The sequence below is a fragment of the Xanthomonas arboricola pv. populi genome (assembly GCF_002939945.1).
In the GTDB taxonomy this organism is placed as follows: domain Bacteria; phylum Pseudomonadota; class Gammaproteobacteria; order Xanthomonadales; family Xanthomonadaceae; genus Xanthomonas; species Xanthomonas arboricola_A.
On sequence record NZ_MDEB01000002.1, the window covers coordinates 109,021 to 122,142 of the forward strand.

The 13,122-nt window shown below is 65.0% G+C and carries 12 protein-coding genes; 3 read left to right on the top strand and 9 right to left on the bottom strand.

Translation table 11 applies throughout. The features are described from left to right. Positions 1-84: 84 nt before the first annotated feature. Genes XaplCFBP3123_RS06835 through XaplCFBP3123_RS21490 form a run of 5 tightly spaced genes read right to left on the bottom strand, consistent with a single transcriptional unit; the run spans position 85 to position 3,789 of the window. Complete coding sequence (locus tag XaplCFBP3123_RS06835; protein ID WP_026064154.1) at positions 85-1,362, bottom strand: methyl-accepting chemotaxis protein; 1,278 nt, start codon at positions 1,360-1,362, stop codon at positions 85-87. A gap of 60 nt (positions 1,363-1,422) precedes the next feature. Next, positions 1,423-2,037: a high frequency lysogenization protein HflD gene (gene hflD / locus XaplCFBP3123_RS06840; RefSeq protein WP_104533393.1), complete on the bottom strand. Its 615-nt coding sequence runs from the start codon at positions 2,035-2,037 to the stop codon at positions 1,423-1,425. Continuing rightward, a complete protein-coding gene (mnmA, locus tag XaplCFBP3123_RS06845) occupies positions 2,037-3,173 on the bottom strand; it encodes a tRNA 2-thiouridine(34) synthase MnmA (RefSeq protein WP_104533394.1) in 1,137 nt (378 codons plus the stop codon). Before mnmA ends, hflD begins: the two co-directional genes overlap by 1 nt. Continuing rightward, on the bottom strand, positions 3,170-3,628 hold the full coding sequence (locus tag XaplCFBP3123_RS06850) for an NUDIX hydrolase (RefSeq protein WP_104533395.1): 459 nt from the start codon (positions 3,626-3,628) through the stop codon (positions 3,170-3,172). Before XaplCFBP3123_RS06850 ends, mnmA begins: the two co-directional genes overlap by 4 nt. After that, positions 3,625-3,789 (bottom strand): hypothetical protein, encoded by a 165-nt coding sequence (locus tag XaplCFBP3123_RS21490; protein WP_172453137.1) that lies wholly within the window; start codon positions 3,787-3,789, stop codon positions 3,625-3,627. Before XaplCFBP3123_RS21490 ends, XaplCFBP3123_RS06850 begins: the two co-directional genes overlap by 4 nt. An 89-nt stretch (positions 3,790-3,878) precedes the next feature. Between XaplCFBP3123_RS21490 and clpS the strand changes: the two genes are divergently transcribed. Both clpS and clpA read left to right on the top strand, forming a co-directional pair. Continuing rightward, positions 3,879-4,199, top strand: coding sequence for an ATP-dependent Clp protease adapter ClpS (clpS, locus tag XaplCFBP3123_RS06855; RefSeq protein WP_016901748.1), 321 nt, complete (start codon positions 3,879-3,881; stop codon positions 4,197-4,199). Positions 4,200-4,342: 143 nt separating this feature from the next. Then, positions 4,343-6,625: an ATP-dependent Clp protease ATP-binding subunit ClpA gene (gene clpA, locus XaplCFBP3123_RS06860; protein WP_104533396.1), complete on the top strand. Its 2,283-nt coding sequence runs from the start codon at positions 4,343-4,345 to the stop codon at positions 6,623-6,625. Positions 6,626-6,936: 311 nt separating this feature from the next. On the opposite strand, the gene infA is transcribed toward clpA, so the two are convergent. The 4 genes from infA to trxB all read right to left on the bottom strand — a co-directional run bounded on the left by infA (position 6,937) and on the right by trxB (position 10,382). Beyond that, a complete protein-coding gene (gene infA / locus XaplCFBP3123_RS06865) occupies positions 6,937-7,155 on the bottom strand; it encodes a translation initiation factor IF-1 (protein ID WP_002813418.1) in 219 nt (72 codons plus the stop codon). An 80-nt stretch (positions 7,156-7,235) separates the two neighbouring features. Beyond that, positions 7,236-7,985, bottom strand: coding sequence for a leucyl/phenylalanyl-tRNA--protein transferase (aat, locus tag XaplCFBP3123_RS06870; protein WP_104533788.1), 750 nt, complete (start codon positions 7,983-7,985; stop codon positions 7,236-7,238). Between the two features lie 249 nt (positions 7,986-8,234). After that, entirely contained in the window at positions 8,235-9,353 is a 1,119-nt protein-coding gene (locus tag XaplCFBP3123_RS06875; protein ID WP_104533397.1) for a GNAT family N-acetyltransferase, read from the bottom strand. 60 nt (positions 9,354-9,413) lie between these two features. Next, positions 9,414-10,382: a thioredoxin-disulfide reductase gene (trxB, locus tag XaplCFBP3123_RS06880; protein ID WP_104533398.1), complete on the bottom strand. Its 969-nt coding sequence runs from the start codon at positions 10,380-10,382 to the stop codon at positions 9,414-9,416. A 283-nt stretch (positions 10,383-10,665) separates the two neighbouring features. Between trxB and XaplCFBP3123_RS06885 the strand changes: the two genes are divergently transcribed. Next, positions 10,666-13,023, top strand: coding sequence for a DNA translocase FtsK (locus XaplCFBP3123_RS06885; protein WP_104533399.1), 2,358 nt, complete (start codon positions 10,666-10,668; stop codon positions 13,021-13,023). The last annotated feature ends 99 nt before the right edge of the window (positions 13,024-13,122 follow it).

Consider the following 13,122-nt stretch of genomic DNA (forward strand, 5'->3'; position numbering starts at 1 on the left):
CAGCGCAATACCAGTTCGTTGCGGAACGACAAATCCCCGGGAGGCCGGGGAATGTCGGAAATCAGACAGTGCGTGGCATCGGTCTTAGAACAGTTCGACCGTACCGGCGCCCATGCCTTGCTGCGCCACCGGCTTGTGCGGCGGACGCTCCCATTCCACACGCATGTCGCGCAGGCGGGTTGACACCTTCTGCAGCGCGGCGACCAGATCGCTGTCGTACACGCCGCCATTGCGATGCAGCAGTTCCTGCAGCGCCACCGCTTCACGGTTGATCGCGGTAAGGCGATCGAGGTGGGTGTGGATGCCGCTCAGCGTCTGCGTGGCGATGTCCTCGAACTGCAGGGCACGCACTGCTTCGGCCACGCTACCGTCGATGGAACGCGCGCATTCGGAGATTTCGCGCATGCCGTCGCCCAACGAGGCGTTGATCTGCGCGACGTTCTCCAGCATCGCCGCCGATTCGTGGCGGGCTTCGCGGGAGCGATCCATATGCCGCGAGGCCAGCTGCGAGACCGTTTCACGGACCTTGGCGATCGATTCCTTGGAGCTGTGCGCCAGCTTGCGGATCTGTTCGTTGAAGGTGGTGGAACGCTCGGACAGATTGCGCACCTCGTCGGCGACCACTGCGAAGCCGCGACCGGCTTCACCGGCACGGGCTGCTTCGATGGCGGCGTTCAAGGCCAGCAGGTTGGTCTGGTCGGCAATCGACTTGACGTCTTCCAGCAGCGCGAAGATGCCATCCAGGTGCTGGGCCATCTCGTCGATGTGGTGCACCGTGTTGGTACTCTGGCCGCTCACCTGTTCCAGCGCTTCCACCAACTGCTCCATGCGGGAGCTGGCGTGCTGGGCGAAGCGGGCGACGTCGACACCTGCGCTGCCGTCGTCACCGGCACGGTCGACGATGCGGGCCAATGCCTGGCTTTGCTGGCGCGACTTGCGGTTCATCGCTTCGAAGCTGCCACCAAGACCGGACACGGCCTGGCGGATCAGTTCGCGGGCACGCTCGACTTCCGAGCGCGAACCGTCGACTTCGTTGCTGACGAACGTACGCAGTTCGTTGAGCAGTTGGTCCTGCTCGCGCAGGATGCGGGTCTGGTCCGGATTACGCCGGAACTGGGAGTAGGTCACCCAGGCAGCGAAACCGAGCCAGCTGAGCGTCATGGTCGCCAGGATCGCCCAGCGCACCGAAGCGGGCCAGTCGAATCCGACAGCGAAGGGAAACAGCAAGGTCAGAGCCAAAGGGGCGGCTAGACGGATAAGTGGACGTGAATACATGGGCGTTCTCGGCAGAGTCACGGTTGCTGTATCGGCCGTACCCCCTTTGTCTTTAGCGACGATCGCCACATCGTCTCGCCCGTTCAACCGATGTTGACACGCGCCAGCGACCGACCGCGCGCGTGGCACACCGGTTTTTGCAGTGGTTTAGCGCAGCGCGCGGTCTACCGCCTCCATCATTGCGCGCTTGGCGAACAGGAAATCCCACAGGCTGCCACCCATCTGCCGCCACAACACGGCAGAGCGGACGGCGGCCAGCAATAGCGCGCGGATTTCCGCCACTACGCCGGCCTGACCCAGGTAATGCGGATTGCCCTGCACCATGACCTTGGGGCGCAGGTGGCTGATGGTCTGCGCATACAGCCCGCCCAGCGAACTCAACACGTCCGGATGGCCGCTGTCGCCCAGGCTGTGTGCCTGACGCGCCGCCGCCTCGATGCCATTGGAGACCGTGGCGACGGTGGCAGTGTCGCGCACGAAGCGGCGCTCCAGCTGCAGCACCGCCAGCGCCAGCCGCGGCAGGACCTCGTCCTGGCCCTGATTGTGGAAATAGTTGTGCAGCAGCCGCAGGCCCGGCGCCACATCCGCTGCCGAGCCGTACACGGCTTCTGGCGAGGCCGCATCCACCCGGAACACGCTGTCCATGGCGGTACGCACCGTCGCAGCCTCCGAATGCCCGGTCTCGGCGATCCGCCGCACCTGTTGCAGGGCCTGGGCGACGCCGGCAAGCGCCAGCACGCGGTGATCCATGGAAGAACTCATCAAGCCACTACCTCAGGTGAAAAAGAAGATCCCGCCAGTTGGCGTTCCAGCGGCGCATCGGTGGCGGCAATGACCGCGCCACCCAGGCATTCCTCGCCGTCGTACAACACCAGCGACTGTCCGGGTGTCACCGCCCGCTGCGGCCGCTCGAAATGCACCTGCACGCTGCCATCGTCCTGCACGTTCACCGTGCATGGTTCGTCAGGCTGCCGGTAGCGCGTCTGTGCGGTGCAGCCGAAGCTGCGCGCCGGTGGCGCTCCGGTCACCCAGTGGGCCTGCTCGGACTGCAGCCAGCGTGATTGCAGCAGCGGGCTGTCGCGGTCCTGGTCCACATACAGCACGTTGCTCGCCACATCCTTGCCGACCACGTACCACGGCGCGGCGGCACGTCCACGTACGCCACCGATGTTCAGGCCTTCGCGCTGACCCAGGGTGAAATAGAACACCCCCGGATGCTCGGCGATGCGCTGCCCCTGCGGGTCGCGGATCTCGCCGGTGCGCGCGGGCAGGTAACGGCCCAGAAACTCGCGGAAATCGCGCTCGCCGATGAAGCAGATGCCGGTGGAATCCTTCTTGGCATGGGTCGGCAGACCGGCATCCTGGGCGATCCGGCGCAGCGTGCTTTTTTCCAGGTCGCCGATCGGAAACAGCGTCGCGGCCAGCTGCGTCTGCCCAAGCTGATGCAGAAAATAGCTCTGGTCCTTGCCGCGGTCGGCGCCACGCAGCAGGCGCCAGCACCCGCCACTGTGCGCCACCCGCGCGTAGTGGCCGGTGGCGATGCGCTCGGCGCCCAGCGCCTGGGCCGCATCCAGAAAATGCTTGAACTTGACCTCGCGGTTGCACAGCACGTCCGGGTTCGGCGTGCGCCCGGCCGCGTATTCGGCCAGGAAGTGCTCGAACACGCCGCTCCAGTATTCGCCGGAAAAATCGCGGAAGTGGAACGGGATGCCCAGCACCCCGCACACCGCCACCGCATCACGGCGGTCGTCCTCGGCGCGGCAATCGCCGCTGCCGTCGTCGGCCCAGTTCTGCATGAACAGCCCGGCGATCGACTCGCCCTGCTGGGCCAGCCGCCAGGCCGCCACCGACGAATCCACACCACCGGAGACGCCGACAACGATACGTGGCGTACTCATGCGACGTGCCGCACCAATGCCAATGGATGGCGCTGGCCGGCCAGATAGTCGGCCACCACTTCCCACACCAACGGGCTGCGCAGGCGCTCGGTCGCGCTGCGCAATTGTTCCGGCGTCATCCACAACGCGCGCACCACGCCGGTGTCCAGACTGCGCTCGGGATGGTGGGTCATGGCCTCGGCGACAAACGCAAACCGCAGGAAGCACTGGCCGTTCGGGGCGACCCATTGGTAGGTGCCGATGAAGTGGGTCGGGCGAACGTCCCAGCCGGTCTCTTCGAGGGTCTCGCGCACCGCCGCGTCGAGCAGGCTTTCGTCCGGTTCCAGATGTCCGGCAGGCTGGTTCAACACCAGCCGGCCGCCGATGCGCTCTTCCACCTGCAGAAAGCGCCCGTCGCGCACCACCACGGTGGCCACGGTGACCTCCGGATGCCAGCGTTGTTCGGAAGCGCTCATCGCTGCGGGTCCTGCCTGATCGGGGCTGCGCTCGCGGTACCGGCCAGCGGCCCGGCTTGAAGCCGGGTCAGACGGTAATGCAACCCTGCAGGGCGCACGGAGCTGGGCAGGTCGGCGGTGAGCGACGGCGCCAGCAACGGCGCGGTCAGGGAATCGGTCATCAAGGGCCAGCCATGGAATCGGAGACAAATTGTGCGGGGCGCGGCGTAAATCGTCCAATGCGTGCGGCGATGAACCGTATAATGACCGGATGCCTCGCAAGACCTCACACGAACACGATCACGGCCTCACGGTCGAAGCCAGCAAGCCTGAAGTGGCGCCACCGCCGCGCTATCAGGTGCTTCTGCTGAACGACGACTACACCCCGATGGACTTCGTGGTGACGGTGTTGCAGCAGTTTTTCAACCTCGATCTGGAGCGGGCCACGCAAGTCATGCTGCATGTCCATACCCGTGGGCGCGGCGTCTGCGGGGTCTACAGCCGCGAGGTCGCCGAGTCCAAGGTGGCTCAGGTCAACGAATTCTCGCGCATGAACCAGCACCCGCTGCTGTGCACGATGGAACAGACCTGAAGGCGCTAAGCTGATCATTCCAGCAACGCAACACTGTGGCCGCAATCACATGCTAACGCCGTCTGAACATGCCTATCCGATAGGGTTGTGGTAAATCCCAACAAAAGCCGCATATTGTTGGCAACAGCCGTTCGGAGTTACCAATGTTCAGCAAAGACTTAGAGCAAACCATCGGCCAGTGCTACAAGCGAGCACGCGAGGCGCGGCATGAGTTCATGACCGTCGAGCACCTGCTGCTCTCGCTGCTGGACAACCCGTCCGCCCAGGCCGTCCTCAAGGCCTGCGGCGCTGACCAGGTGCGTTTGCACAACGATCTGGAGCAGGCGATCGAGGCCTCTGTCTCGCGCCTGGCCGAAGACGACGGCCGCGACACCCAGCCCACGCTGGGCTTTCAGCGTGTGCTGCAGCGTGCGGTCTATCACGTGCAATCCTCGGGCAAGAAGGAAGTCACCGGCGCCAATGTGCTGGTTGCGATCTTCGGCGAGAAGGATTCGCATGCGGTGTACTTCCTGAATCAGCAGGACATCACCCGTCTGGATATCGTCAATTACCTCTCGCATGGCATCGCCAAGTTGGGTGAAGACGGCGAGCAGCCGTCCGCCTCCGATGGCGAGCCCAAGAGCGAGGGCGGGGAAGGCGAGACCAAGGGTGATGCGCTGGCCGAGTTCGCCACCAATCTCAACGAGCAGGCCCGCAACGGCAAGATCGACCCACTGGTCGGTCGTGGCGACGAAATCGAGCGCACCATTCAGGTGCTGTGCCGCCGCCGCAAGAACAACCCGCTGTACGTGGGCGAGGCCGGCGTGGGCAAGACCGCGATCGCCGAAGGTCTGGCCAAGCGCATCGTCGACAACGACGTGCCGGAAGTGCTGGCCGACGCGGTGATCTTCTCGCTGGATCTTGGCGCGTTGGTGGCCGGCACGAAATATCGCGGCGACTTCGAAAAGCGTCTCAAGGGCGTGCTGGCGGCGTTGAAGAAGGTGCCCAATGCGGTGCTGTTCATCGACGAGATCCACACCATCATCGGTGCCGGGTCGGCGTCGGGCGGCACCATGGATGCGTCGAATCTGATCAAGCCGGCGCTGTCGTCTGGCGAGCTGCGCTGCATCGGCTCGACCACGTTCCAGGAATACCGCGGCATCTTCGAAAAGGACCGTGCGCTGGCACGTCGCTTCCAGAAGATCGACATCGTCGAGCCGACCGTGGGCGAGACCTTCGAAATCCTGCAGGGCCTCAAGCCCAAGTACGAGGCGCATCATGGCGTGACCTACGCCGACGACGCGCTGCAGGCGGCGGTGGACCTGTCGGTCAAGCACATCGGCGACCGCCTGCTGCCGGACAAGGCGATCGATGTGATCGATGAGGCCGGTGCGCGTCAGCGTCTGCTACCGGAGGGCAAGCGCAAGGAGCTGATCGATATCGAGGAGATCGAGACCATCGTCGCCAAGATGGCGCGGATTCCGGCCAAGCAGGTCAGCGCGACCGACAAGGATGTGCTGCAGCATCTGGAGCGCAATCTGAAGATGGTGATCTTCGGGCAGAACCCGGCGATTGAAACGCTGGCTGGCTCGATCAAGCTCGCGCGTTCGGGCCTGGCCAATCCGGAAAAGCCGATCGGCAATTTCCTGTTCGCCGGTCCCACCGGTGTCGGCAAGACCGAGGTCACCAAGCAGCTTGCGCTGCAGCTGGGGATCGAGCTGGTGCGCTTCGATATGTCAGAGTATATGGAAGCGCATTCGATCAGCCGTCTGATCGGTGCGCCTCCGGGCTATGTCGGTTTCGATCAGGGCGGTCTGCTGACCGAAAAGATCGTCAAGACGCCGCACTGCGTGCTGCTGCTGGACGAGGTGGAGAAGGCGCATCCGGACATTTTCAACATCCTGTTGCAGGTCATGGATCGCGGCATCCTCACCGACACCAACGGGCGCGAGGCGAACTTCAAGAACGTGATCCTGGTGATGACGACCAACGCCGGCGCCACCCAGGCGTCGCGGCGGTCGATCGGCTTCACCAAGCAGGATCACTCCACCGATGCGATGGAGTCGATCCGTCGCGGGTTCACGCCCGAGTTCCGTAACCGCCTGGATGCGATTGTGCAGTTCCAGCCGCTGGGCTTCGACCACATCCTGCGGGTGGTGGACAAGTTCATCATCGAGCTGGAAATGTTGTTGCAGGAAAAGCACGTCTCGCTGTCGGCTACCCCGACGGCGCGCGACTGGCTGGCCCAGCACGGCTTCGATCCGTTGATGGGCGCGCGTCCGATGTCGCGGGTGATCCAGGAGAAGATCAAGCGTCCGCTGGCCGACGAACTGTTGTTCGGCAAGCTGGTGGAAGGCGGCCGGGTCAACATCGACGTCAAGGATGGCGAGCTGGTGGTGGAAGCGCATCCGGAGCCGGAGCGTCTGCTGCCTGCGACGGTCGATTGACCGCCTTGCGGTCCTGAAACGAAAAACCGCTCGAAAGAGCGGTTTTTTTATGTCCTCAGAACAGGTTGCCCGAGTGATCGTAGAGGCCGAGCGGAGGGTGCAGCTCGCGACGAGCACGACGGCGCGCTTTCCGAACTTTGGGCGGTGTGTCGACTGAGGCGCAAACGCTAAAGGCGCAAACGCTAGAGGCAACGGCACAAGCGAGGCAGTAGCAAGCTGACACCCCCAGCCACTGCTGGCATCCAAATACACGAACCTCAGCCACGACAAAAAGCGGCCATTGGCCGCCTCGCGTCTCACACCAGAACCGCTTACTTCATGCGGTAGGTAATACGACCCTTGGTCAGGTCGTAGGGAGTCATCTCAACTTTGACCCGATCGCCGGTCAGGATGCGGATGTAGTTCTTGCGCATGCGGCCGGAGATGTGGGCGATGATCTCATGCCCGTTTTCCAGCTTGACCCGGAACGTGGTGTTGGGGAGCGTCTCGCTGACGCTGCCTTCGAATTCAATGGAGTCGTCTTTCGACATGTAATCCTGTGCAATCACGGCTGGCCCGGGAGGGCCGTAAGGGACAGCATTTTACGCTCCATCTCCCAGCGGTGCAAATTTTATGTTAAGCGGACTTCAGCGAGCGCGCTGGCAGGCCGCTCGCCGTAGCGCTCGGACCAGCTGCCCGGCGGCGCAGCCTGGCCGACCTGCAGCCGCACCTGCCGCAAAAACTCTGCACGTGGCAGGCGTTGCGCACCGAGACGCATCAGGTGCGGATTTTCCACCTGGGCGTCGAGCAACGGCCAACCGCAGGCGTGCAGATGCGCGGCCAGCGCCGCCAGCGCCACCTTGGAGCCGCCGCTGTCGGCGCTGAACATGCTCTCGCCGAAAAACATCTGGCCGACCGCCACCCCGTAGATGCCGCCGACCAAGCGCGTGCCATCGAACACTTCCAGCGAATGCGCGTGACCCAAACGATGCAGCTCGAGATAGGCCTGCTGCATCGCGGCGGTGATCCAGGTGCCGTCCTGACCGGCGCGCGGAATCGACGCGCATGCCTCGATCACCTGTGCGAAGGCGGTATCGGCGCGCAGCATCCAGCGGCTGCTGCGCAACTGGCGCCGGAAACGTGAGGACAGGCGTACGCCATCGGTACGAAACACCGTGCGCGGGTCCGGGCTCCACCACAGGATCGGCTGGCCGTCCGAGAACCAGGGGAACACGCCACCGGCATAGGCATTGAGCAGGCGCTGCGGCGACAGATCGCCGCCGATGGCGAGCAGGCCGTCCGGCTCGCGCAACGCCTGTTCGGCCGGCGGGAAGGGCGCGGCTGGGTCTGCCGCAAGCAGGTAGGGAAGGGCGCGGGACATGCGCGCAGTGTAGAGCGTGTCGTACAGGTCGCACCCGGGGCGACGACCAGCGCCGGCACGCAACGGTCCGCGGCTGTGGTCGACACGCTTTGCCGCATGCGTCCACGAGCAGCCCGGTGCTGTGTGTGCAATTCGCACACGGCTGACGGTTGGTTCTTGGGTGGGTTGGGTCGCGTCGCTGCGGCATCTCCGATACGCCACAGGCCTGCGATCAGCTGCGAATGTAGCCTGCGTTGCGGCCGCGCAGGCTCAGTCGCGAAACGGGCTGTGCTCGGACAGCTCGCGTGCATGCCGGGCGACCGCCTGGCGCTCGTCGGCGCACCATTGCGCCAACGGCTCGCGAAAGCCGGGGTCGGCGATCCAGTGACGGCTGCGGACCAGTGTCGGCAGAAACCCGCGCGCGATCTTGTGTTCGCCTTGTGCGCCGGGCTCGAAGCGGGCTAGGCCCTCGCGCAGACAGTATTCGATGCCCTGGTAGTAGCAGGTTTCGAAATGCAGGCCCGGAAGGGCTTCACCGCCCCAGTAACGCCCGTACAGCGTGTCGCGACCGCGTAGGCAAAGCGCACCCGCGATCGGTTGCCCATCGAGTTCGGCCAGAAACATCACCAGCTGACGCGGCAGGTGCCGGGCCAGGTGGTGCAGGAATTCCGGCGTCAGCGCAGGCGAGTTGCCGTATTCGTTGAAGGTCTTGAGATAGAAGCCGTACATCGCGTCCAGATCGGCGTCGCTGGCTTCATCGCCATGCACCACGCGCAACCGCACGCCGGCCCGCTGCACCTTGGCGCGTTCCTGGCGGATGTTTTTGCGCCGTTTGTGATCCATCGCCGCCAGGAAGCTTTCGAAATCGCTCCATCCGCTGGCGTTATGCCAGTGGTACTGCAGATCGTTGCGCTCCAGCCAGTCGGCATCGAAGGCCGTCTCTTCCTCGGTCAGATAAAAGTTGACGTGTGCCGACGACAGCCCGCTGCGCTCCACCAGATCGCGCATCGCCGCGAGCAACTGCGGGCGCCAGCGCGGTGCGCCCAGCAGGCGCGGTCCGGTCACCGGCGAGTAGGGCACCCCGCACAGCCACTTGGGGAAGTACTCCTGCCCATAGCGCGCGTAGGCATGCGCCCAGGCGTGGTCGAATACGAACTCGCCATGCGAGTTGTTCTTCAGATACCCCGGCGCGGCGGCGACCAGCGTGTCGCCGTCCCACAACGTCAGGTGCAGCGGGTTCCAGCCCCAGTCCGGGCGCAGGCAGCCCTCCTGCTCGAGGCCTTCCAGGAATGCGTAAGAGATGAACGGGTGCGCGCCGTCGTGCAGCGCGTCCCAGGCGCCGGCCGGAAGCTCGTCCAGCCGGCGGCACCAGCGGGCAGTGACGCTCATGCGTACGGCCTACCGATATCGGCGCTGCCCGCGCGGCGCGGGCGGCGGTCAGCAGCCACCTCAGGCGTTCTTGTCGAGATAGCGCTCGGCATCCAGCGCAGCCATGCAGCCGAAGCCGGCCGAGGTGATCGCCTGGCGGTAGTGCTGGTCGGCGACGTCGCCGGCAGCGAACACGCCGGCCACCGAGGTTTCGGTCGCCGCCCCATTGAGGCCGGAGCGGATTTCCAGGTAGCCGTTGTTCATCGCCAGCTGGCCGTCGAACAATTGCGTGTTCGGGTGATGGCCGATGGCAACGAAGAAGCCGTGCGCGACGATCTCGCGGGTGCTGCCGTCGAGGGTGGACTTGACCCGCACGCCGGTGACGCCGGCATCGTTGCCCAGCACTTCATCGATGGCGTGGTGCCAGACGGTTTCGATCTTGCCGGCGGCGACCTTGGCGAACAGCTTGTCCTGCATGATCTTTTCGGCGCGCAGCGTATCGCGGCGATGCACCAGGTAGACCTTGCGGGCGATGTTGGACAGGTACAGTGCTTCTTCGACCGCGGTATTGCCGCCACCGACCACGACCACGTCCTGGTCCTTGTAGAAGAAGCCGTCGCAGGTGGCGCAGGCGGACACGCCACGGCCCTTGAAGGCTTCCTCGCTGGGGATGCCCAGGTACTTGGCGGTGGCGCCGGTGGAGATGATCAGTGCGTCGCAGGTGTATTCGGCACCGTCGCCGGTCAGCCGGAACGGGTGCTGCGACAGGTCGGCAGTGTGGATGTGATCGAAGATCACCTCGGTCTCGAAGCGCTCGGCATGCGCCTGCATGCGGCTCATCAGGTCCGGGCCCATCAGGCCGTGGGGGTCGCCCGGCCAGTTGTCGACTTCGGTGGTGGTCATCAGCTGGCCGCCTTGCTGCAGGCCTGTGATCACCACCGGCTTGAGATTGGCGCGGGCGGCGTAGACCGCGGCGGTCCAGCCGGCCGGGCCGGAGCCCAGGATCAGCAGGCGGGAATGCTTGGCGGGACTGGCAGAAGAGGCGCTCATGTATACTCGCGATCTAGGAATTGGCAGGGCAGGCGAGTGAATTCGCGCCCCTGTGGCGGCATAGAGTGGCGGTCCACACCCGGTGAATCAAGGCGGCGCGATGGAACTGCTTGAACCGCAGATGGCATGGTCCACCCAGTACGCGTAATCGACGCCGCCCCGTGCGGCGTTTTTTGTTGACCACCGCAGGCCCAGGCAGGCAATGCGCATGCAACAGCTGAAACCGTGGCCTCAGTCGTTTATTATCAACCACTAACAGCATTTTTCTAAGGTCTGGCTACAGGTGGCAAAGCAGGTTCCCGAACGCAGCAAGCCCGCTGAGGGCAAGACGCCCTCGCGCAAGACGGCGGTGGCGGACAATCCGCGTCGGCAAAAGCTCTGGCGCGATCTGGCATTGATCGCGGTGGCGCCGCTGCTGTTGTATCTGCTGGCCAGTCTGTTCACTTATTCGAGCGTCGATCCGGGCTGGTCGCAGACCGGCAGCGTGGTCGCGCCGGTGCACAACATGGGCGGCCGCGTCGGCGCCTGGACGGCCGACGTGCTGCTGCAGTTGTTCGGTTATGTGGCCTTCCTGCTGCCGGTGGTGCTGGGTGCGGTGGCCTGGATCGCCTTGTTCGGCATGGACAAGGAAGGGCAGGCCGAGGCCGATCTGGGGCCGGCATTGCGCCTGGTCGGCATGGTCGGCTTCCTGATCGCCTCCACCGGCTTCCTGCATCTGCGCCTGTTCACCGGCGATGTAGCCGGCGCCGGCGGGATCCTGGGGCGGTTGGTGAGCAATTCGCTGAGCGCCGGTTTCGGGGCGCTGGGTGCCAACCTGTTCGTGCTGGTGCTGCTGCTGGTATCGATCACTTTGGCCACCGGCCTTTCCTGGTTTGCGGTGATGGAGCGCATCGGTACCGGGGTGCTGGCGTTGGGGCCGCTGATGCAGCGCAAGACCCATCAGGCCACCGAGTGGCAGCAGACCCGCGTGATGCGCGAAGAGCGCGAAGAAGTGCGCAAGGTCGATGCGGTCAAGCAGGCCAAGCGCGAGCCGGTCAAGATCGAGCCGCCGCCGGCACCGGTGGTGGAGAAGAGCGAGCGCGCCAAGCGCGATACCCAGATCCCGATGTTCCAGGGCGTGAGCACCGACGGCTCCGACCTGCCGCCGCTGGCCCTGCTGGACGACCCCAAGCCGCAAGCCAAGGGGTACTCGGAGGAAACGCTGGAGACGCTGTCGCGGCAGATCGAGTTCAAGCTCAAGGACTTTCGCATCGAGGCGCAGGTGGTCGGCGCCTATCCGGGCCCGGTGATCACCCGTTTCGAGATCGAGCCGGCGCCGGGCATCAAGGTCAGCCAGATCAGCTCGCTGGACAAGGACATCGCGCGTGGGCTGTCGGTCAAGTCGGTGCGCGTGGTCGACGTGATTCCGGGCAAGTCGGTAGTGGGTCTGGAGATCCCCAACGTCACCCGCGAGATGATCTTCCTGTCCGAACTGCTGCGCTCCAAGGAATACGACAAGTCGGCCAGCCCGTTGACGCTGGCCCTGGGCAAGGACATCGCCGGGCGCCCGACCGTGGCCGATCTGGCGCGCATGCCGCATTTGCTGGTGGCCGGTACCACCGGCTCGGGCAAGTCGGTGGCGGTCAACGCGATGGTGCTGAGCCTGTTGTTCAAGGCTTCGCACAAGGAACTGCGGATGCTGATGATCGACCCGAAGATGCTCGAACTGAGCGTCTATCAGGGCATCCCGCATCTGCTGGCGCCGGTGGTCACCGACATGAAAGAGGCCGCCAACGGCCTGCGTTGGTGCGTGGCCGAAATGGAACGCCGCTACAAGCTGATGAGCGCGGTGGGCGTGCGCAACCTGGCCGGCTTCAACAAGAAGATCAAGGATGCCATCGACGCCGGCCAGCCGATGATGGACCCGCTGTTCAAGCCCAATCCCGAACTGGGCGAGGCACCGCGGCCGCTGGAGACGCTGCCGTTCATCGTGATCTTCATCGACGAATTCGCCGACATGATGATGATCGTCGGCAAGAAGGTCGAGGAGCTGATCGCGCGCCTGGCGCAGAAGGCGCGCGCGGCCGGCATCCACCTGATCCTGGCCACGCAGCGGCCGTCGGTGGACGTGATCACCGGCTTGATCAAGGCCAATATTCCGACCCGCGTGGCGTTCCAGGTCAGCTCCAAGATCGACTCGCGCACCATCCTGGATCAGTCCGGCGCCGAAGCGCTGCTGGGCAACGGCGACATGCTGTATCTGCCGCCGGGCACGGCGTTGCCGGACCGCGTGCATGGCGCCTTCGTCAGCGACGAGGAAGTGCATCGCGTGGTCGAGCATCTGAAGGCCAGCGGGCCGGTGTCCTACGTCGAAGGCGTGCTGGATGAAGTGCAGACCATGGGCGATGGCACCGTGATCGGCGCGACCGGCTTGCCCGAGAGCAGCGGCGGTGGCGGCGACGAGTCCGACCCCCTGTACGACGAGGCCTTGCGCATCGTCACCGAAACCCGGCGCGCCTCGATCTCCGGCGTGCAGCGGCGCTTGAAGATCGGCTACAACCGTGCCGCACGGCTGATCGAAGCGATGGAAGCGGCGGGCGTGGTCAGCCAGCCCGAGCACAATGGCGACCGCACCGTGCTGGCGCCGCCGCCGCCCAAGTAATCGGCGGCCGGCACCGCTGCGCGTGCCCGCATGCGCAGGGATGCGGCGATGTTGGAGGCCGGTGCCTGACGCTGCCGCGCACACCGGCTACCCTGTTGC